Source organism: Chryseobacterium sp. MYb264 (assembly GCF_035974275.1).
In the GTDB taxonomy this organism is placed as follows: Bacteria; Bacteroidota; Bacteroidia; order Flavobacteriales; family Weeksellaceae; genus Chryseobacterium.
This window is the reverse complement of record NZ_CP142422.1, coordinates 2,091,214-2,113,482: the sequence shown is the minus strand read 5'-3', so window position 1 is coordinate 2,113,482 and position 22,269 is coordinate 2,091,214. Positions and strand designations below refer to the sequence as shown.

Here is a 22,269-nt window from a genome sequence, read left to right as displayed (position 1 = left end):
TATTTTTCCTAGTTTAGTATCTTGCAAAATATTAATTTTAAAATGATATTTAGTTAATTAAATTAAATATTTCAAGAAAAATCTTAACAAAATTTTGTATGTTACAGTTTTTTTTTAATTTTAAACATTGGATTGGTCAGTTATTTGATTCAGGTAAAACCAATTCACACCAAAACAGCAAATCTCAAAATAATAATAATATGGCAATGTTTAATTATGGTGTTGGCGGCAACGAGGTAAAAGTAGACGCTAATGAAGCTATTCAGGACATACAGGAAAACAAGTCGCTGATTGTGAGCCAGCTTACAACAGATGAATCTTATACCCCTGAAATTGTAACAGGATTAAAAACCGTGGAAGATGTCTTCAGGCACTTTCAGCCTTCTGTGGCAGTACAGCATGAAACAGAAGATGGAAACGTGGTAGAAGAAGAGTTCCGTTTTCAGAATCTTGCGGATTTCACTCCCAAAAATCTTACTCAGAAATCAGATTATTTGCAGCAGCTCAGCATGGAGCAGGAACAATACAATAAAATTGTCCGCCAGCTGAAAACAAATAAAATTCTGCGTAATATGCTGGAAAACGAGCAGACAAGAGCTGCTTTCGTGGAGGCGTTGAAAGAAGTGGCACAAGAACTTGAAAAATAACCTAAAGACTTTACATTAATCATGGATAGTAAATTACAGGCAGCTGAGAACCAACAACAAGGACAACAGCAGCAACACGCAGGTCAACCGAAAGGTAATCCGCTTGCCGAGCTTAGTAAAATAGGAGGTTTTGGCTTTATAGAATCCGTTGTAGACGGTATCGCCAATATGAATCCTACAAGAAAGGCCAGGAAAGAAATTTTCCTTAACGACAATAATAAATCAGACGAAAGAAAAGAATTACTTCAGAAAATTAACCTTTGGGTAGATCTGTTGGAAAAAAATGAAAGCGCTGATAAAATGGCAGATACGTGCAAATCTAAAGCACAGGCCGCCGATCAGAATCTTAAATCAAACCTTAAAAATACGTTGGATGCTGTACGTTTGTTGGAAACAAACTACAGAACGGTAGCGCAATTCTACAAAAATACTGAGCTTGACAAAGTAGATAATGTGAGCATCGTTAATGCAAGTCTGGATCAGGTTTCAGATCTGGACAATCCTATGTATATCGATGCAATTGCTGAGGAATTCAAAAATTATTACGACCGTTTAGATCTTAGAGATAACTATTCAATCCTTGCGATTCCTGGATATTTAGGATCTAATAAAGTGATTGAAAAATGGGCGAAGATCTGCAACGAAAACAAGGTCATGATGGTTACGGATTTTGCTAATTTGGATAAACCGGATGACGTGGTAGATTTATTCCATTCTGCGAATCTTACCGGTGGAGAATTGCACAGAAGTAACGTAATTATGACGTGTAACTGGCTGGTAGGTCGTGGAAAGGCTGAAGAAGTAGGTGAGGAGGAAAATGTAGAGCTTCCGCCTTCAACTTCATTGGCAGGAAAGATCCATAAAACATTGATGTCTCAGGTGGCGGCAGGTAAAAAGCATGGTAATATCAACGAAGTGGATGCCGTGAAATTTGAATTAAAGAAAAGTGAGATTTCTCAGTTGGAAAAAATGGGATTGGTTCCTATGGTCAACGAATATGGAAAAATCATGGCTTTCTCTGCAAAAACATTGTTTACGGGAGACAATATCGGGCTTCAGACCTATTCTGTGGTTCGTGTGTTCGATTACGTAACCAAAGTTTTGCTTGATTTCCTGAACAGAAGAGCTTTCGAAAACTGGAATGCAAGAAACGAAGACGATTTGAGAAGACAGATTGTTACTTTCTTAGACGGTATCAAAGGTGCTGATAAACTGATCGAAAAGTTCAAAATTGTTCGTTTCGAGCAGGATAAAGTGAACAAAGACAGAGTTTGGCTGGATATTCGTTTAACGCCTTATTTCCCTACAAAAAGTTTTGTTATTAAACTGGACGGACATAAAGGAGACGATGGCAACGAATGGGATGCTGAATATCTTCAGGATTAAATATAAACGAATTATAATATGAAAACCGATGCCTTGAAACATCGGTTTTTTTCTACCAAATCTAATGAAATTGAATATGAAATTAAGGCTGAAGTATTTCTTACCTTTAATTTTTATGGTTTTTTTATTGAGCTGTGAAAAAAAATACCAAAGGCCGGATGAATATAAAGTTGATCTTTTTAAAGATGAAAGATCCGAAAACAACGCCTACGTGATGAGTGAAGATGAAGCATATGATAAAAGTGATATGGTACTTTCCACTTCTGATACAAAACTTATTGACAGCTCTTCAGGACGGGGTAAACCGTTTTTTATCTATAAAATTTTCTCAGGAGATATAGAAAAGACGACCCGGGATTCAGTGGTCAGTTTTCCGCTGGAAATTATTTCTACTGAAAAGTTAAATTTAAAAAAAGAACCTTCCTATATTTTTCTTGAAATGCTGAAAGGTTTCCGTTTTATTGCAGAAGAAAGGAAAATAAAATATCAGTGGGTGCCGGGGGCACCTGTTTATCCTCTTCAAAAAGAAACGAAATAAACTTATCTTTGCAACAATAAAATGCTTGCGCAGGTTCAGTGTTGTGATTTTAAGAAATGTCATGCTGAATTTGTTGAAGTATTTAAATGAAGAAGACAAAAACTTTTGGAAAAGATAGAAAACGCAGACTTTAGACATATCGGAAATCAGCTTCTGATATGGTACAAAAAAAATGCCCGTGATTTACCGTTCAGACAAACCAAAGATCCTTATAAAATCTGGATTTGTGAGATTGTTTTTCAGCAAACGAGAATCCAACAAGGGCTGAATCATTATAATAATTTCATCAAAAGATTTCCGGACGCAAAAACATTGGCGGAGGCCGATGAAAATGAGGTTTTATTATATTGGAAAGGGTTGGGATATTATTCAAGAGCGATTAATGTTCATAAAGCAGCTCTGCAGATTATGAACGATTTTGGAGGAGTATTTCCTAATGAATATGATGAAATTTTAAAACTGAAAGGAGTCGGGAAATATACAGCTGCTGCGGTTTCCAGTATTTGTTTTGATGGCAAGATTCCTGCGGTCGACGGTAATTTTTATCGTGTATTGAGCCGATTGTTTGCTGATGATTTCGATATTTCAAATTCAAGAGCGTTCAATTATTTTTCTGAACTGGCCCATTTAATTTTACCTGAAAATGTTGGCGATTTTAATCAGGCAATGATGGATTTAGGTTCGGAAGTCTGTAAGCCTAAAAATCCTCTTTGCGGAGAATGCCCTTTAGATAATGATTGTTTAGCTTTTTCATTAAATAAAATCTCAGAATTTCCTGTTAAGAAGAAAAAAGTAAAAGCGGAAGATTTAGATCTCAAATATTATTTCGTTCATAGAAACGGAGAATTTTTAATTCAGCAGAGAAAAGATGATTTTATCTGGAAGAAATTATTTGAATTTCCACCGACGATTTCTGATGATTTAATTCCATTTATTAAAAGCGTAAAAGCAGTTAATCATAAGCTGACCCATAAAAATTTAAGCATAGAAATTTTTAATGTTGAGGTAGATTCAGAAGAAGCCTGGACTAAATTTGTCGCCGAAAATGAATATATGACAACAGATATTGAGCTTTCTCACCAAATGTCTTTCCCAAAACCGTTGGAAAATTATATTCAGAGTTATGATAAGGCGTATAGAATTTTGTAATACACAAATTACCATGTACTTGTCATTCCGTAGTAATCTAAACATCGTATTAGCGATTTAATTAAAAAAAATAATTGCTTAGATTCTTACAGAATGACAAAATGTATGATGATTCATAAGGTTAAAATCTTTGAAATCTCAATTAAGTGTAAGGCCTTCGCAAACTTAAAAAAACATAGTAGTCAAAAAAATCCTTAATGCTCTTTGCGTTAAAAACTAAAAAACGGTAACAAGAATTCAACTTTAACAATTTTCAAATTCAAAACGCATTGAAATGCTGAAATTTGTCTCTTAAAATCTGAAATCTAATTTGTACTTTTGCAAAATGATTAAAAAAGTCATTTTTATTTTCGTGTCGTTACTGCTGCTGTCTTGTGGAAAAGATCCTATTCCCAAGCCATACGGAGAACTTCGTCTGGAATATCCGGCTCCGAAATATCAGAAATTTGAAAACAATTGTGCTTATACTTTTGAATATTCGGATTTTGCCAAAATCACGGATGCTAAAAAACCTTGCTGGTATTACATGAACTATCCTAAAATGAAGGCTAAAGTTTTCGTAACCTACTATCCGATACAAAATGATTTTGACTCACATATTAAAGAAGCTGAAAAAATGGTGTACGAACATACCATTAAAGCCAGTGCAATCGATACGAAATCTTTCGAATATCCTGAAAAAAAGGTCTACGGAAATTTCTATGAACTGAAAGGGCAAACGGCTTCCAATCTTCAATTTTACATTACAGACAGTACGAAGCATTTCGTGACTGCCTATTTATACTTTAACACGAGACCGAAACCGGATTCTCTTGCTCCCGCGGTAGATTATATCAAAAAAGATATGAAACACCTGCTGGACACTTTTGAATGGAAAAAATAATTTAGTTTTTAAAATATACTTTGAAAAAAATATGAAACTTTTAGTTGTAGGAAGTGTTGCATTTGATGCAATCGAAACGCCATTTGGGAAAACAGATAAAATTTTAGGAGGTGCTGCTACTTATATCGGTATTACTTCGTCTATTTTGGGAGTAAAATCAGGAATCGTTTCTGTAGTAGGAGGAGATTTCCCACAAGAACATCTGGATATGTTTACCAATAGAGATATAAACATTGAAGGTCTTGAGATCGTAAAAGAAGGAAAAACTTTCTTCTGGGCAGGAAAATACCACAACGATTTGAACACCAGAGATACGTTGGCTACTGAAGTAAACGTTTTAGAGAACTTCGACCCGAAAATTCCAGATTCTATGCAGGATGCTGAGATCTTATTGTTAGGAAACCTTCACCCGGGAGTACAACTTTCAGTTCTTGAAAAAATGAATACGCGTCCGAAATTGGTGATTCTTGATACCATGAATTTCTGGATGGATTCTGCTTTGGATATTTTAATGGATATGATTGCTAAAACAGATGTTATTACAATCAACGATGAAGAAGCAAGACAACTTTCAGGAGAGTATTCTTTGGTAAAAGCAGCGAAGAAAATCCACACGATGGGACCAAAATATGTGATCATTAAAAAAGGAGAGCACGGAGCTTTACTTTTCCATGATAGCAAAGTATTTGCAATTCCTGCGTTACCGTTAGAAGATGTATTTGATCCAACAGGTGCGGGAGATACTTTTGCAGGAGGTTTTGCAGCATATTTGGCTAAAAAAGATAAAATCGACTTTGAAACGATGAAATCAGCTTTGATCGTAGGATCTGCAATGGCTTCTTTCACGGTAGAAAAATTCGGGACAGAAAGAATTCAGGAAGTAAACGAGGCAGATATGTTCAGCAGATTGAGACAATTTAAAGAATTAACAACTTTTGATGTTGAACTTCAGTAAATAAATCTTTTTAAGAAATATTTATAATAAAAAATTGAGTGTAATTCATTAAGAATTATAAATTTGCAACTTGTTTAAAATAGTAAAATGATAAATAAACTAAAAATCACTTTTCTTTTTGGAGTTTTCATCATGTTATTTGCTACAAATACCATGAAAGCTCAGCTAAAACAAGGAGAATTAGTGGATGGTATTGCTGCTGTAATTGGTGATGAAATTGTGTTGGAGTCTGATATCAATGAGCAGATCAACTACGCAAAACAACAAGGGGCTTCCAGTAATGTTGATAAGTGCGATTTCCTAGAAAATCTTCTGAACAATAAGCTTTTGGTATATGAAGCTAAAAAAGATACCTTAATTGAAAACCGTTCTGCAGCGATCAAAGATCAGGCGAATGCTAAGTATCAGCAGATGCTTTCTCAGTTTCCGGACGAGAAAACAATGTTGGCAGCGTATAAATTCAGAAATGGCTATGAAATGAAAAACGCCATTGAAAAAATTGATACGGATACTTATTACGGACAGGCAAAATACCAGAGAGTAACTGAAAAAGCTGATGTTACACCAAATGAAGTAACAGATTTCTATAACTTATACAAAAGCCAGCTTCCTGAGATCAAAGATGAGGTTTCTTTAGCGCAGATTGAAATGACTCCAAAGCTTACAGAAGCTCACAAACAGGATCTTATCAATAGATTAAAGAAAATAAAAGCAGACATTCAGGGGGGAGAAACTTTTGAAAGTCAGGCAAGAATTTATTCTGAAGATACAGGATCTGCCTCTAACGGTGGTTTATATAAAAACATCAATAAAGGACAGATGGTAAAGTCTTTCGAGGCTACTGCCCTGAACCTTCAGGAAGGTGAAATAGCTGATCCTGTGGAATCTGAATTCGGTTATCACTTGATTCAGCTGATCAAAAAATCAGGAAAGCAGTATGATGCAAGACACATTCTTTTGAAGGCTACGCCTACAGACGAGGAAATTGCAACGGCTAAAAAGAAACTGGACAGTATCAGAACGATGATTATTGACGGAAAGATTACCTTTAAAGATGCTGCATTCAAATTTTCTGATGATAAAAGAACGAAGTTCAACGGAGGTGTAATTCCTGGATCCGATGGTTCAAACAGACTGGAGAGAGAAAGTATCCCAGGTACAATCAGCTACGAATTAGCAGGTCTTAATAAAGATGATATCACTACAGCTTTTGATGATGTTGATGACAGAGAAAGAAAAGTGGTAAAGATCATCAAAATTGAAGATGTAATCCCGGCGCACCAGATTAAGCTTGAAACTGACTACGACAGAATAAAGCAAATGGCACTCAATAAGAAGAAAAGCGAAATGGTTGAAAAGTTTGTGAATTCAAAATTACCAACCACCTTCATTTCCATCGACAAGCGTTACGACACCTGTCAGCTGAAAGGCAACTGGAGTAAAGATGCCATCAAAAAATAAATAAGAAAACCTTCCGTTTGGAAGGTTTTTTTTTATTAAAAATTCAGGCTGGGAAATCTAGGATCAAGTACAAAAGTTGGGGGCCAGGCAAAAAAGTTTAGATCATGTAAGATGAAATTTTTTGCTCTCGCAGATTTTGCAAATGACGCAGATTCTTTTTCTTACACTTTACATATTGAACACAAAGTCCTCAAAGGTTGTTTTACTACTACTCGTTTTTAAGGCTCACCAAGCCGTTCTACTGATAAAAGATCACAAAGTTGAAGCCATAAAAAATGAGCATCATCATCTGTGGAAAATCTGCGATCTGTGGGAAATAAAAATATTTGCGCATTCGTGACAAAAATTTAACCACAAATCGAAGATTATCTTCTTTCAGTCGATGAATGATATTTCGACGGAGTCAAAAGTCACAAAATTTTTTTTTAACACTTTAGTTATTTAAGCTTAATGTTAAGCTGCATAGAAGTGCACCTAAGTTTTTGAAAATCTTTGATTTTCTACTAATGGGTTCTAAATCTGCGAAATCTGAGTAATATGTGGGATGTAAAATATTCTTGCATTCGTGGCCATAGTATGCAGTCTTCAATTTTATCTTAGATAAAATCCTTGCGCCTTAAAAACCCCCGCTGCCGCACGAATCCTTTCGTGTGGCATTTTTATTATCCAATAATTTCTTAAAAGTTTTATCTTTATAAAAATATAATGATGAGTCCTCATTATAAGTTCTACAATCCTGGGGATATATTTCATATTTTTTGCTAAATATTTTAAAAGATTTTGGTTATTAAACCACACGATACAATCGTGCGGTAGCGAGGGTGGCATTTTTATTATCCAATAATTTCTTAAAAGTTTTTATCTTTATAAAAATATAATGACGAGTCATCATTATAAGTTCTACAATCCTTGGGGGTATATTTCATAAGTTTTGCTAAATATTTTAAAAGATTATGGTTATTAAACCACACGATATAATCGTGCGGTAGCGAGGGTAGGCACGGATTGCAAATCCGCGGTATCGGGTGGTAGCTTTATTGGAAACAAAAACACCGAAGTCGGAGGACTTCGGATGGCTAGAGTTTAAGATTATATTGATTTTAAAATTTCACAATCTATTTAAAATATTTTTGCTCTAAGATTTCAATTTTTAGAATACTTGAATCACTGACTCTAAAATGCCTCTCTTGTCCGTTGCGTAGTAGGCAATCGGCAATAATTATTGTCTTTGGCTCGAATTTTTTGACATAAATAATACGATCTGTTATTCTATCTTTAGCATCTTTATAAGTTATTCTATAATATGTATTTTTATTAAAAGTGAAATCAATTACAGTATTGAACTTTTTAAGCCCAGAATCATAGTCAGGTATTTTCCGTAGAATTATATCATCAATCTTAGCACTATCATCATCACTTTTGAAATCTGATAAATCCATTTCTAAAGTTTTAGATCTCAAGAAATCGTAGTATTTCAATTTGTATTTGTAATGATTGAAGGTCAATTCGTCTGGTCTTGCATATGTATGTTCTAGCATAACACCGTTTTCTAATTTAATAGGTTGCTCTAATTTTTGTTTAATAAATTCTTTTGTTAAAATTAATCTAGAAACAAGTTCTGCCGAATTTGAGTGTTCAATAATTTCCACAGTTTCAATTGGTATAAATTCTTCTGAAAATGTTCCAGAGAATGAATTGTACCATTTACACTTTAGTAAAAAAATTGAAGTTATTTTTTTTGGATTACCAGATTTAGGATTAAAGCCGATTTTCTCATCATTTAATTTCACGTCGATTACTGTTAAGACAGGTGATAAAAAATCTAAATGAGCGGTAATTTTATCTACTGACCTCTGATCTGTTTGGCTAAAAGTAGTTTTTAACTTTCCTAATTCTAAATCACAGGATTTTAAAACAACTTGCTTGTATAAAAAAAAATTTCTAATATCCTCTATAGAAAATGTCTTAGGATAAGTAAAGTTAGATAGATTTTTAGTTTGAATATCTCCATCATCTCTTACACTTTCTTCATGTTCTTCTTGATTAACTTCTGTAATTTCTTTGAGAATATTTATATCAAACCAATTGTTTTCGAATCTTTGTGTTTTATGGGAGAAAAAAATGCATCTAATCTGTTTGCTTTTTTCATTTCCCGTTTCCGAATCATATTCTTTAGGGGAATTTTGAATTTCAGAAACTACTAAAATAGGTGGTGTCATTAAAGCGAGTGCAGAAATTTTAACATCTGTAAAACCATTTCCAAAAGGATGATTTTTGAGTGAGTATAAATCCCCAAGTTTAATATTTTCCATAGATTATAGTTATTGTTTTTCGTAAATTTAACAATTATAATGTTATATTTGCTAGACTTGTGCAGAAAGTTGATTTTTTACAACTAGTTAGGACTAAAGGGCTTTTTAGCTTTACTGAATATGTAAGATATTCAGGTATGAAATTTATCAACAGTAGCTCGCCCATCAGGGTTAAGCCAGCTGTAAAGGTACTAAATAATTTGATGTAAGTCAAGGTCATATCTATTGATTTTGCTGTTATGTTATAATTTACGAAACACACGATGACTCAGTAATTGGGTACTGGTCCGCTCCTTCGGGATGTATGTAAAATAAATATCATTATCGCTAGAACTTAATGCACAAGTATTTTTATATGTATAACTCTCAGAACATTCCAGATTGGTTAAAATCAAAAGGATATCTACATATAACACCAAGCTTAAAAATTGGTGAAAATTGGCGGTCATATAAAAGACAAATCGAAAATAAAGAATTTGTATCAAAATATGCATTTTATCCCCTAATGCATTCATTTATCAAAGAGAGGAAGTTTAAAAAGCACGATTCCACAAAACATATATCAATTGGACGTTCGCACAAACATACTGTAGAAAAAACCGGACACACAGAAAAGTCATCTAAGCTAAGACCATTACATTATGCTAGTCATTATGATGCCCTAGTATACGGTTATTATGCAAATTTATTAAATGCAAAATATGAAGAAAAACTTTTAGCTACTGAAAAATTATCTGATTGCGTTACTGCTTACAGGAAAATAAAAACCGAGGAATATTCTGATAAAGGGAAAAGTACAATACATTTTGCAAAAGAGGTTTTTGATGAAATTAAATTAAGAACTGAAAAAAATGAAAAAACTGCGGTTTTAACTTTCGATATTAAAGGTTTCTTTTCTTCATTGGATCATAAAATTTTAAAAGAAAAATGGGCTTTCATTATTGATGAAGAAAAACTTCCAAATGACCATTACAATGTTTTTAAATCCTGCACTAATTTCAGTTATGTTTTAAAAGACGATCTGAGAAAATTTAATAAAAAAACAGGAAGAAAATCTCAATTTGATGAAAGTAGATTAGCTGAGATTAGAAGGAAAAGAGGATTTAAATGTTTTTTCGATTCAAATGAAGATTTTCGAAAGCATATAAAAGCTGGTAGATTAAGGATTTACAAAAATCCTTTTAGAAATAAGGAGAAACAAATTGTTGGAATTCCTCAGGGATTGCCTATAAGTGCTGTATTAGCAAATATTTATTTGTTTGATTTTGATAAAACAATTATTGAAAATCTTGTTAATATTCGAAATGTTTATTACAGGAGATATTCAGATGACATTGTTATAATATGTAAAACAGATGAGATTGATGAGATTAAAAAATATATAGAAAGTTTAATTCAAGAAAGTAAAGTTGAAATAAGCACTGCTAAGACAGAAGTTTTTATATTTGAACACCTTGAATTTAATAAATTAAAACAAAAGAGATTAACGTCTGTAAAAATAAATGGAGACGGAAGTAGGTCGATCAATTCGCCATTAATCTATTTGGGCTTTGAATTTAGAGGATTTAACGTTCATATAAAATCAACCAATCTTGCCAAGTTTTATCGAAGATTAATTAGTATTGTAAAAAGAAGGGCGCGGAGAACTATTAAAGTAAATCAGAAAGATCCATTTCAAAAGAAAGCTATTTATTTAAATCAAATAAAAAAACTTTATAATAAACCTTTGCGAGAGATTGATTCGGAAAGTAACGAGCTAAAACAAAAATTTAGAAAAAGATCAATTTTAGAATTAAACGAAAAAGGAGAATATAGTTTTATTAGTAAAGAAATCAAGTCAAATACAAAAAATTCTAATTATATGGGTTACGTTAAAAGATGTTGTGACATATTTCAGTCGAATCATTTTGAAAAACAGTTGCGAAAAAGAAAACATATTGTACACACCGCAATAAAAAGGCATCTAAAATAATTCAAATATAGTTTTTAAAAATAATTTATGAGTTTAGATTCTTAAGGAATAACAAACTGTGTGAAGATTTTTAAATAAGATGTTTATCAAGAACCTAAGCCTTCCTAAACTTCTTCTTCCTCTTCCAAGGCGCATTTTTCTGCACATCTCCCGCCATAATACATCCGTAAGGCATCACTTCATCCAAAACTTCGCAAAGTCCGTATTCTTCAATTTGTGCTCTTACATTTTTAGCACTTTTATAAGCGGTCGGAAGTTCCGAAATATCAATTTCATTGGAGAAGAAACGGATATCTAATCCTTTGGTTTCTTCTTCAAAAACTTCATCAATTGTTTTATGAGCCAATGATTTTTTATGCTGACTTCTGCTGAAATTTCTTCCCGCTCCGTGTGGCGCAAAACCAAGGTTTCTTTCATTTGTTTTTCCCTGAACGATCAAAACGGGTTCTGACATATTCAACGGAATCAATCTCGGTCCCGTAATATCCGGCATAAATTTATCATCCAGAGGCGTTGCCCCTTTGGCGTGGTAAAACAAATCTCCATCCTTGAAAACGAAATTATGTTCGTTCCAATATCGATCTTCTTTCTCGATTCCTAATTTGTTTAAAGTAGCATCGTGAATAGAGGTATGGTTTTCTTTCGTCCATGTTCTGATCAACTGAAGCGCTTCCCAATACGATTTTCCTTCTATAGATTCGTAGGGAATCCAGGCATTTTCTCTCAATGTTTCAGGAGAATTTTCTATTCTGAATTTATTCGCAACCTTCATTCCTTTATCATACAAAGCAGCTCCGGGCGCTCTTGAACCGTGATGCGTCACCAACATTGTATTTCCGGTATTTTTAGAAATTCCGACAAACAGGAAATGGTTTCCGTCACCCTGCGTACCCATATGAGAACGGGCAATGCTTATTAATTTCTCATCATTCAGGAAATCATTTGCTCTGAAAGCATCCATCAATTCCTGAGACATCTCCATTTGCTCACCTCTCGGTCTCCCTCCGTATCCGAAATGGGTGATGGAATGGGCGGCATCCAGAACTTCTTTGGGATCTGCCTTTCCAAAATCTGTCAACATCACCGAACAACAGATATCGGCGCTATGGAATCCCGGATGAATCGCGTTTTTTGCGACAACAACTCCACCAACGGGAATCTGACCCACAGGACCTGTCGGACAGGCATCGGGCATAATCGCTCCGGCAACCAAAGTTGGAGTTTTCATCAGAACTTTCATGGTGTTGATTACTTTTTCCACGTTATCGGTTTCACTTTCATGTTCAGCGCGGATGTTGATGACAAAATCTTTTGCCGTCTCATGAAGCGGAATCAATTCCGGTTGTTTAAATTGTTCCAAATATTCTGCGATTTGATTTTCATCTAATTGATTTTCGTTGATATGTTCCAAAGCTTCAGCAAACCATTTCGCTGGTCTATATCCTAATTCAATTAAGTTGTTTCCGTTAAATTCCATGTGTTCTTTCATTTTGTTGATGCAAAGTAAAAACTAAAGTGTGCAATGTTTTTGCGTATTAGAAAAAATTCATATTTTTATTCAAAAATTATTTTTAGGCATGATGGAAAACTTAACTCCGGAAATATTTCAGGCATTTCAAAATAAACTGAAAACAGGTAACAGAAGAGGTGTTCATCTCAATGCTATTCCCGGAAGCTCAAGATATAAATTTGATCTTGCCCGACTTTCAGAAATTCATAAAAGTCTGCCCGAGCATTTTATCATTAACCTGTTAACTCAGAAGAACGTTAATTTTAAATTCTCCATTCACGATAAAATTTCCGATGAGGTTTCTAAAGAAGAGCTAAAAGACAGCATTTATCTGTTTGATGATGAAAAGGAAGAAACCGAAAAAAGCACAACCGGAATTTCTCTTACTAAAGATAAAACCAAAAAGGCAGCCCTTGAAAAACTGTCTGCCAGCCTCGAAAATCTGATCTTTCAAAATGATGTCATTCAATCGGAGAAAGGAATTAATTCTCTGGGCTTCGGCTTCCCGATTCTGATCCGAAAAGATATGGACGGACAGATTTCGGCTTCGCCTATTTTAATCTGGTCGGTGACGATTAAACCGGTCAACGAACTGAATACCTGGGAAATCAGCAGAACGGAAGATGATCCTATTTATGTGAATGAAGTTTTAATTAACCATTTACAAAGTGATTCCGGAATTACACTGGAGCAGATTCCTGAAGAAATGCTCGCCGACGGAAAAATAGATAAACCTGAGTTGCTGGAAATCTGCCAGACCTTATTGGGACAGCTTAAAATCACTCAGAATCTTGATTTTATCTTAAATAATTACGAGGAAATTCCGCTGATTAAAGCTAAAACCTCTTACGAAGACCAACTCCAGAATAAAGGTGATGCAATCATCATTAAATCTGGTGTTTTCTCCATTTTTGAAGTCCAGAAACAGAATATAATCAATGATTATGAATCGTTAAAAAAGGAATTTAAACCTCTTGAAAACAATATAAAGCCGGATTTTCAATCCATAACATCTATTGAAACCGATCCTTCTCAACAGGGAATTCTGGAATCGTTAAAATCACAGACTAAAATCCTGATTCAGGGACCTCCGGGAACGGGGAAAAGTCAGACGCTGACTGCTGTTTTGGTGAATGCATTGGAAAATAAACAAAAAACGATTGTGGTCTGCGAAAAGCAAACGGCACTGGAAGTTTTGTATAATGCTCTTCATAAATTAGGACTGGAACGATATTGTATTATGATTAAAGACAGTGTTTCAGACCGGAAACCTGTGGTGGATGCGGTAAGAAATACCATTGATCCTGCTGATTTCAAGAAACCGGGACAGCCTTTTTCCGTTCAGTCGCTGCAAGATCAGCTTGTAGACATTTTACAGCATAAAACAACGATCAACGAGGTTCATGAATTGTTGAATTCAGATTTGATTCCCGGAAAAAATCTCACCGAAATTGTTGCGGATCTGTTGAAATTTCAGGAAACCAAAGAAAATATCACTATTCAGGATATTCAGTTTTCCTTTTCCGGAGAGGAGTTTAAAGAGATTGAATATGTACTGGAAAAGGGAAAAGAGGTGTATAAGGAATATCAGCCTTTTGAAAAATCATCATTTATTAATTCGGAAAAGCTGATTAGCGAGAATTTTCATAACAGTCTGCAGAATTTAGATACATCCTTTCAGAATTATGAAAATAGGTGGGATGAAATTCAGTCTTTGATTATTGATTTTAAACCCGTTTATGAAGAAAAAAGAAAGCTGGATTTTAGCCAGAATCTTCAAAAAATAACTTCATTAATCAACGAAACAGAAATCATCACTTCTGTTCTGAATAAGAATTCTGAAGAGTTTCATCCTGAAATGACGAACGGATTTTTCTACAAGTTCATGGCTTTGTTTTCTTCCGAAAAGAAAAAGAAAATCAGCAATCAGAAAAGACTGTTGGAGATAAGTTCATCGATAAAACAGATCAGTTTAAGTGAATTTTTTCCTTCGATTGAGCTTTCGGATCACCTCTGGAACAATAAAAACGAAATTCTGAATTACCGTCAGAAAATACAAAATTTACAGTCGGAGTTTTCTTCAAAGCTGGAAGAGCAGTTTAACACCATTGATTTCCTGAATGTATTTGATTCTGTAGTTTCAGGAAAAGAAACGGAAATCATTGCTCAGCGTATTCAGCAATTGAAAAAAAGTATTTCGACTGATCAATGGATAAAAGACCTGAATTTTGGAAATACCTATCAAAACTTCGATGAATATTTAATTTCTGTTTTAGATCAATACAGGTCATATAGAAGTCATCCTGAAAACCCATTTTTAAAAGAATTTAACTGGTTTTATTTCAATCAGCCGCTGACTGTTTTTCAGAAAAAAGTATTGGAAAGGTTGTATTCGGTTAATGATTGGAAGACTTCTTTTTACGCTGCTTATTTTCCGTTATTGCTGAACAGACATTCTGATGCTAAACTTAATTTTAGCGAAAAGAATTACGAAGAAATATCGAAACAGATTAAGCAATACGGATTTTCTCAACAGAATTTTATTCAGTATTTCTGGAATGATTCTCAGCAGAATGCGGTAAAGAAATTTGAACAGACGAATAAAGATATTACGGTTGCCAATCTTTATAATAAGAGAAGCAGTGTCAATCATAAAAGATTAACGTTGAGGCAAATTGTTCAGAAAGATATTGATCTTTTTACTGACTTTTTTCCGATTATTCTCACGACTCCGGATGCGTGTAGTAATCTTTTTCAGGGAAAGAATTTTTACTTCGATAACGTTGTTTTCGATGAAGCGAGTCAGCTGAAACTGGAAGATAACCTTCCTGCGATGCTGAAAGGGAAAAATATTATTATTGCAGGAGACGAACATCAGATGCCACCATCGAATTATTTCAGTAAAGTTTTTGACGGAATTATTGAAGATGAAGATGAAATAGAATCTGAAAATGAAGTCATCACCTATAAAAATTCATTGTTAAATATCGAATCTTTATTAGATTTTGCCACTGAAAGTCAGTTTGAAAAGAATCATCTGGATTTTCATTATCGTTCTAAACATCCTTATCTGATTGATTTTTCTAATCATGCGTTTTATAATTCGCGTTTAAAGCCTCTTCCGACAAAATCTGAAACGTTGCCGATTGAATTCTATCAGGTGGATGGCGTTTTTGATGATCATACCAATAAAGAAGAAGCGGAGAAGGTATTAGAAATTCTAAAAAAAATTCAGCCATTAAAAGATGGAAATTATCCGTCGGTAGGCATTGCGACCTTTAATATTTCTCAGCGAAATTATATTAAAAGACAAATTGTTCAGCAGATCAATCTTCCGGGAAATGAAGTTTTTAAAGAAAAAATTCAGGGGTTAGAAGCGGCAGGATTGTTTATTAAAAACCTTGAAAATATTCAGGGTGATGAAAGGGATATCATCATTATGTCGACCACTTACGGAAGAAAATCCGGTTGGAAATTTATCCAGAGTTTTGGCCCGATCAATCACACGAAAGGATATAAACTGCTGAATGTGATTATCACCAGAGCAAAGGAAAAAATCTATGTCTGCAATTCGATTCCTGAAGAGATTTTCTCGAATTATAAAGAAGCTTTGCAGCAGGAAGGTTCGAATAACAGAAAGGCCGTTTTGTATGCTTACCTTGCGTATTGTAAAGCGGTAAGTGATAAAAATGAAACCCAAAGACTGGAAATTCTGAATACTTTGGATCAGTTCGGGTTCGCTAAGGATTCGAATAAAAATACAAATTCGAATGCTTTTATCGATGTGATTTATAATCGCCTGCAGAAAGATTTTTCTCAATTAAAAATGTTGAAAAATCATCATTTCGGAGGCTATGAATTTGATATTCTGATTGAAAAAGAAAATGGAAAATCAATAATTATCGAAGCGATGAGCAAAGAGAAATATACAGGAAATCTGGGCTATCTGGAAGATGTACATAAAGAAAAAATAGTGCGGAATGCAGGTTTTGAATACGTTAGAATATGGAGCCAGAACTGCTGGCAAAACCTGGACGCGGAAATACAGAAAATATATAAAAAAATATCATGACAGAACAATTAAAAAATTCACCGGAAACGATTCAGTTTAAAGAGGTAATCGCATTTATTGATGAGAATTACGACTTTACCCCGACAAAATTCACAAACGGGAACACGGTGAATGAAGAAAATCAGAATAACGGTTCGTGTAAAGTTTTCAGCTATGCGAAACTGAATGATTTGTCTAAAGAGGAAACATTAAACCTTTTCGGAGAATTTTACAGAGAAGATGTACTGAAAAATCCTGAAGGAACAGATCATCAGAATATAAGAAATTTTATGGAGTTTGGTTGGGATGGAATTGCTTTTGAAGGTGAGGCTTTGAGTAAAAAATAATTAGAGAATCAGTTTTTTACCACCCCGTCAAAAATTCTACGAATTTTCGCCACCCCTCCAGGGGAGGGGAATTTTACGCAGTTAGTAACTTAATCCTAATCCTTAATCTTAGCCTAAATAGTCATTCCTTAAAAACCAAGTAATATTTTGATTATCAGTTTTATGCACTTATATTTCGTAAAAAATCGTTGTAAAAAATTGCAATAAATTGTATTTTTAGGATATAAAAAGTGGCAAAATGTTAGGCAAAATAAGAGAGGATTTACAGCAGAATTTATTCAAGACCAGGCTTACGGAGCTTATTAATATGGAGCATCCGGTGGTAAAATTAGCTGGGGAGATTTCCTGGGATAAAATGGAGTCAGAGTTTGAGAAATTATTTTCAGAAAACGGAAGACCTTCTATTGCTATCCGTAAAATAGCAGGAATGCTTTTGCTCAAGGAAATGTTTAAAGAAAGTGATGAAAGTGTAATAGAGAGATGGATTGAGAATGCGTATTGGCAATATTTTACCGGAGAAACCTTTTTCCAGACAGAGCAGCCTTTCGATCCGAGCAATTTTGTACACTTCAGAAAAAGAATTGGAGATAAGGGTTTGGAATTTCTTTTGGGACAAAGCGTTTCTCTCCATCCCAAAGCCAAAACAGAAGATGAAGTTCAGGTAGATACGACGGTTCAGGAGAAGAACATTACCTTTCCTACCGATGCCAAATTAGCAAAAAAAGTAATCGACAATTGTAGAAAAATAGCAGAAAAAGAGAGCGTTGTACAAAGACAAAGCTACAGAAGAGTGAGCAAACAATTATTGCGGGACGCTTTTTTTGGACATCATCCCAGAAGACAGAAGAAGGCAAAAATGGCGAGGAAAAAGCTCAGGACGATTGGTAAAAGAGTTCTTCGGGAATTGGAAAGAAAACTTCCTAAAGATGTTTTGAAAGGCTACGAAGACGTTTTTAAAATTTACCTTAAAGCACTCACCCAAGAACGTACCACGAAAGATAAAATTTACAGTCTTCACGAGCCACAAGTTGCGTGTATTGCGAAAGGAAAATCGGGAAAAGCATACGAGTTTGGGACAAAAGTAGCAGTAGTAAGAGGTCGGAAAACAGGGATCATCAGCTCGGTAAAGAGATTTTCTGGCAATCCTCACGATAGTAAAACTCTTGAAGAATCATTGGCACAGAGTGAGAGGGTAAGAAAATCCGTTGGCGGAACAAGACCTACGAAAGCCACTACAGACAGAGGATTTAAAGGAATCAAAGAAGTGGAAGGAACAGCAATTTTGCTTCCCGCAAAAAAAGAAAAAACAAAATATGGGCAACAAGTAGCCAGATTAAGATTCCGGGCAAGAGCAGCCATAGAACCTTGTATCTCTCATTTAAAAAGAAACCACTCCTTAGGATTAAACTTCCTGAAAGGAGTGGCTGGAGATATTAATAATGCATTATTAGCAGGGATTGGATACAATTTGAAGATGAGATTGAATCAAATCAAACAACAAATTCTTCTTTGGCTCGAACTTGTTCTCCGAATCTTTTTAGGCAAATATAATTTTCAAAGTCAAAAAACAGCTTTTTAAGGAGCGACTAAATAATGGGTAAAGGAAACCTCATAGGTTTTCAAAACCTATGAGGTTTGCAATAGGAAAACGAAGATATAAGCCCAAATAAAAATGAAAGAAAACTATGTCATCCAATAAAAATGCTCTTATCCGTTATAAAACTTTGGACAAATGTCTCAAGAACAAATACCGAAAATATACTTTGGAAGATCTGATCGATGAATGTTCCGAAGCTTTGTTTGAGTATGAAGGGAAGGAGTCTTTCGTCAGCAAACGTACAGTACAGCTGGATTTGCAGAATATGCGAAGTGAGAAATTCGGGTATGAAGCACCGATTGAGGTTTTTGAAAGGAAATACTATCGATACAGTGATCCTGAATACAGTATTCATAATATTTCGGTGAACGAAAGTGATCTGAAGGCCATGAATAATGCGGTGCAGATTTTAAAGCAGTTCAAGGATTTTTCGATGTTCAAAGAGATGAACGGGGTGATCCAGAAATTGGAGGATTCTATTCATTCTACCAATCAGAAATCAATTATTCATTTAGATAAAAATGAACAGTTGAAAGGATTGGAGCATATTGATGTGCTGTACGATGCGATTCTTCATAAAAAGGTTTTAAGAGTTACGTATAAAAGTTTTAAGGCAATAGAATCAGATTCGTATATTGTACATCCGCAATTGTTGAAGGAATTCAATAACCGATGGTTTTTGATCTGTTTTAATAAACAATATGCTTATAATTTGGCGTTGGACAGAATGGAAAGTATTCAAATTGAGGAAAATATTGAATATATTGACAAAAATCTGGATGGCGACGAGTATTTTAAAGATATCGTTGGCGTTACGGTTTCGCCCACGATGGCTCCGAGAAACGTTGTGTTTTTTGTGGATTCTCATAATGCACCGTATATTAAGACAAAGCCTCTGCATACAAGTCAGGAAATTATACGCGAATCGAGTGACGGCACTGTTTTTAAAATCTGCGTGCAGCTGAATTATGAATTGGAAAGACTTTTATTGGGATTTGGCGAATCGTTGATTGTTCATAAACCCCGAAAACTTCGATTACGATTAGAAGAAAAATTCAGGGCAGGAAGTAAGAATTATGAAAATCTTGTTTTGGATGATGAAGATTGATGATTTTCGTCCTATGTTTGTGGCTTGGAAATTGTAGTAATCAAAAAATAAAATAAGTAATATGAAATCAAGAATATTAAAAGCAGTTGTCGCTATTGTAGCACCTTTGGTGATTGAATTTATCGTCAAGAAAATATCAGAAAAGCTGGACGAAAAGTATAATAAAGAAGACGAGAAAAAACAGCTTCCTGAATCTGTTTAGATGAGTCCGGTTACAATTATAGAAAGAGATTGTTCATTTTTTGGACAGTCTCTTTTTTTTGTAAGATTCAGGATTATTTGATGTAGAGTTTCATTCTTTCTTCATATTCGGGCTTCAGCTTAAGAAATTTCCATATTTTTTTATCATCAGGATAGGTGATACGGTAAAAAATAATCTTATCCGCAGAATATTTGAAATAGGGATGGTTCTTAAGCCATTCTTCGGGGGCATCTTTTAAGGTATATTTTTCAATTTCAGAAGTGTTTAAACGGCAGACAGAGATTAGCTGGCGAACCAAATCTTTATCGATATTGTAAGTGTCGAGAATTTGTTCTCTGGTTACAAATCCGCCCAGTTTCTTCCGGAATCCAAGTATAGATCCTGCACTTTTTTCATCCAGCCCAAACTCGATAAGCTGTCTGAAGGTTATCGCATTGAGATCAATTTCTGAAAAGTTTGTAGTTTCCTGTTTGATGACCACTTGGGGGGCTTCAGGGTTTCTGGCCGGAGGCTCGGCGTCCAGGATGATATAGGGCTTAAGCTCGCTGAATTTTTTTTCAGAAATGATGAAACACTTGCGAAGCTCTTCTATATTTTTAAAACGTCCCTTTAAGTTACGTTCCTTATAGTTAAGGATCACCTGAGCCTGGGGTGCGGAAAATCCGAGTTGTTGCCAACCCTGAATATCCAGATGATTAGGATTAAAATTACTGTAGGAGCCTTTACTTTTCCCCGAAATAAGATTTGTACTGAAACTTTTATAATGAGAAGGTGTTTTTTCAGGAAGAAGAAGGTAAGGAGCTAATTTACGATAACTCTCTTCGTTAATGATAAAACATTCCCTAAATTTTTCTTTGCTCACAAAGCTTCCGCCCAGGTAATTTTTATATTTGAGAATAGCTTCCGCCTGCCTTTCACTGAAACCCAGTTTTATCCAGTCCTGCAGCATATACCGGTCTGGATTGAATGAGGTTAATACATTGACTGATTTCTTCGCATATTTTTCGCGGAAATTCGATCGGGGATCTTTGGCTCCTTCCGGTAAAAGCAGGTAAGGTTCCAGCTCTGAGAATTTTTCGGCTGAGACCGCAAAGCATTTTCTGAATTGCTCCCTGGAAATAAATTGACCGCCAACCACCTTTTTGTAATTTAAGATGGTGGCGGTCTGCTGATCAGAAAAACCTAAATTGTACCAGTCGTTTTCACTCAGACTGTTGGGATCAAATGATGATAAATGAACCGGAGTAGAACCTTTTGCTACAAATATAATTTCAGGGAAATCTCCTCTCTCCCTGCTGGTATATTTTTGAAAGATAAAAAACAGAACGAGCAGAATTCCCATGCAGGCTATTTTCCGGTAGTATATTTTCTTCATTGAGATAAATTTACAAATAAAAGAAAATGAAGACAATAGACTGAAGATGATTGCTTTATATTGAAATAGAAATAGTTCGAAATGATTTTTAATTTACATTAAAAAAGGTATTAAAAAGAATTTAATATAAGAATAGAGGATTGAAGTGAGTACTGAGGGAGACCCCGGGTCACAGGCTTGTAGTGGCTCTGATTTCTGAGCAGGAATATAAAAAAACTCTTCAAAATTTTGAAGAGTCTTATGTTTATTGTTCCAGCATGTTATCGCGGGTATTTTTCTGGACTGCGATCGCTCCGAACAGAGCAAGTAAAAATGCAAACCCATAGAAGCCCTTTTCACTGGGAAGAATAGTGGCATTCCATAATCCTATCGCCAGTAAAACAATAGAAGACAGGGTGGCAAACCAGCATATTCCATAGTAGATATCGGTTACCTTAATCCCTTCTAATCTGTCACGAACCGCTTTTTGCAAAGAAACGACTGCAAACAATCCGTATAGCAGGATGGTGAAATAATATCCCTTTTCGTTAAGCTCCATTTCTGCTCTTGCCAGACCTACAATAAAGCCAATCATTCCCGCTCCCAAAGCAACCCATGAGGCTGCAACGAATGCATTTGATACATTTTGTTTTTTCATTTGCTAATGTTTTTGTTAAAGGTCTCAAAGATATAGATTTTTTACGATTCCATATACGGGGAAAATACGGTCAATTGTTTTTTAATACCGCTTTCTTTTTAAATTTACCTTAATATACCCCGAAGGGGCTAAATATGAG

17 protein-coding genes are annotated in these 22,269 nt (G+C 34.7%); 13 read left to right on the top strand and 4 right to left on the bottom strand.

The features are described 5' to 3' along the window. Positions 1-98 precede the first annotated feature (98 nt). From VUJ46_RS08960 to VUJ46_RS08930, 7 genes are all read left to right on the top strand, one after another. Positions 99-647 (top strand): hypothetical protein, encoded by a 549-nt coding sequence (locus VUJ46_RS08960; RefSeq protein WP_326984638.1) that lies wholly within the window; start codon positions 99-101, stop codon positions 645-647. Between the two features lie 21 nt (positions 648-668). After that, on the top strand, positions 669-2,033 hold the full coding sequence (locus tag VUJ46_RS08955; protein ID WP_326984637.1) for a DUF5458 family protein: 1,365 nt from the start codon (positions 669-671) through the stop codon (positions 2,031-2,033). Between the two features lie 115 nt (positions 2,034-2,148). Continuing rightward, positions 2,149-2,571: a hypothetical protein gene (locus VUJ46_RS08950; RefSeq protein ID WP_326984636.1), complete on the top strand. Its 423-nt coding sequence runs from the start codon at positions 2,149-2,151 to the stop codon at positions 2,569-2,571. Between the two features lie 105 nt (positions 2,572-2,676). Beyond that, the gene (gene mutY, locus VUJ46_RS08945; RefSeq protein WP_326984635.1) at positions 2,677-3,720 is read left to right on the top strand and encodes an A/G-specific adenine glycosylase; all 1,044 of its coding nucleotides are present in this window, start codon (positions 2,677-2,679) and stop codon (positions 3,718-3,720) included. Positions 3,721-4,045: 325 nt separating this feature from the next. Further along, positions 4,046-4,603: a gliding motility lipoprotein GldD gene (gldD, locus tag VUJ46_RS08940; RefSeq protein ID WP_326984634.1), complete on the top strand. Its 558-nt coding sequence runs from the start codon at positions 4,046-4,048 to the stop codon at positions 4,601-4,603. 31 nt (positions 4,604-4,634) lie between these two features. After that, complete coding sequence (locus VUJ46_RS08935) at positions 4,635-5,558, top strand: PfkB family carbohydrate kinase (RefSeq protein ID WP_326984633.1); 924 nt, start codon at positions 4,635-4,637, stop codon at positions 5,556-5,558. An 87-nt stretch (positions 5,559-5,645) separates the two neighbouring features. Continuing rightward, positions 5,646-7,019: a peptidylprolyl isomerase gene (locus VUJ46_RS08930; RefSeq protein WP_326984632.1), complete on the top strand. Its 1,374-nt coding sequence runs from the start codon at positions 5,646-5,648 to the stop codon at positions 7,017-7,019. 1,115 nt (positions 7,020-8,134) lie between these two features. On the opposite strand, the gene VUJ46_RS08925 is transcribed toward VUJ46_RS08930, so the two are convergent. Beyond that, entirely contained in the window at positions 8,135-9,331 is a 1,197-nt protein-coding gene (locus VUJ46_RS08925) for a hypothetical protein (RefSeq protein ID WP_326984631.1), read from the bottom strand. Between the two features lie 355 nt (positions 9,332-9,686). On the opposite strand from VUJ46_RS08925, the gene VUJ46_RS08920 reads away from it, so the two are divergent. After that, positions 9,687-11,303 carry a reverse transcriptase/maturase family protein gene (locus VUJ46_RS08920; RefSeq protein ID WP_326984630.1) on the top strand — a complete coding sequence of 539 codons (1,617 nt, stop codon included), beginning with the start codon at positions 9,687-9,689 and terminating at the stop codon, positions 11,301-11,303. 94 nt (positions 11,304-11,397) lie between these two features. Here VUJ46_RS08920 and VUJ46_RS22990 read toward each other — a convergent pair whose 3' ends face one another. Then, positions 11,398-12,198: an RtcB family protein gene (locus VUJ46_RS22990; protein WP_442784952.1), complete on the bottom strand. Its 801-nt coding sequence runs from the start codon at positions 12,196-12,198 to the stop codon at positions 11,398-11,400. Between the two features lie 682 nt (positions 12,199-12,880). Between VUJ46_RS22990 and VUJ46_RS08910 the strand changes: the two genes are divergently transcribed. From VUJ46_RS08910 to VUJ46_RS08890, 5 genes are all read left to right on the top strand, one after another. Then, positions 12,881-16,885, top strand: a complete 4,005-nt coding sequence (locus tag VUJ46_RS08910; protein WP_326984628.1) for an AAA domain-containing protein — start codon at positions 12,881-12,883, stop codon at positions 16,883-16,885. Further along, entirely contained in the window at positions 16,879-17,211 is a 333-nt protein-coding gene (locus tag VUJ46_RS08905) for a HopJ type III effector protein (protein WP_326985087.1), read from the top strand. Before VUJ46_RS08910 ends, VUJ46_RS08905 begins: the two co-directional genes overlap by 7 nt. A 238-nt stretch (positions 17,212-17,449) precedes the next feature. Beyond that, positions 17,450-18,790, top strand: coding sequence for an IS5 family transposase (locus VUJ46_RS08900; RefSeq protein ID WP_326981209.1), 1,341 nt, complete (start codon positions 17,450-17,452; stop codon positions 18,788-18,790). A 106-nt stretch (positions 18,791-18,896) separates the two neighbouring features. After that, on the top strand, positions 18,897-19,916 hold the full coding sequence (locus VUJ46_RS08895) for a helix-turn-helix transcriptional regulator (RefSeq protein ID WP_326984627.1): 1,020 nt from the start codon (positions 18,897-18,899) through the stop codon (positions 19,914-19,916). A 61-nt stretch (positions 19,917-19,977) separates the two neighbouring features. Continuing rightward, the gene (locus VUJ46_RS08890) at positions 19,978-20,118 is read left to right on the top strand and encodes a hypothetical protein (RefSeq protein WP_326984626.1); all 141 of its coding nucleotides are present in this window, start codon (positions 19,978-19,980) and stop codon (positions 20,116-20,118) included. A gap of 73 nt (positions 20,119-20,191) precedes the next feature. On the opposite strand, the gene VUJ46_RS08885 is transcribed toward VUJ46_RS08890, so the two are convergent. Beyond that, a complete protein-coding gene (locus tag VUJ46_RS08885) occupies positions 20,192-21,493 on the bottom strand; it encodes a helix-hairpin-helix domain-containing protein (RefSeq protein ID WP_326984625.1) in 1,302 nt (433 codons plus the stop codon). Positions 21,494-21,737: 244 nt separating this feature from the next. Further along, positions 21,738-22,130: an inner membrane protein YiaA gene (yiaA, locus tag VUJ46_RS08880; protein WP_326984624.1), complete on the bottom strand. Its 393-nt coding sequence runs from the start codon at positions 22,128-22,130 to the stop codon at positions 21,738-21,740. Between the last annotated feature and the right edge of the window lie 139 nt (positions 22,131-22,269).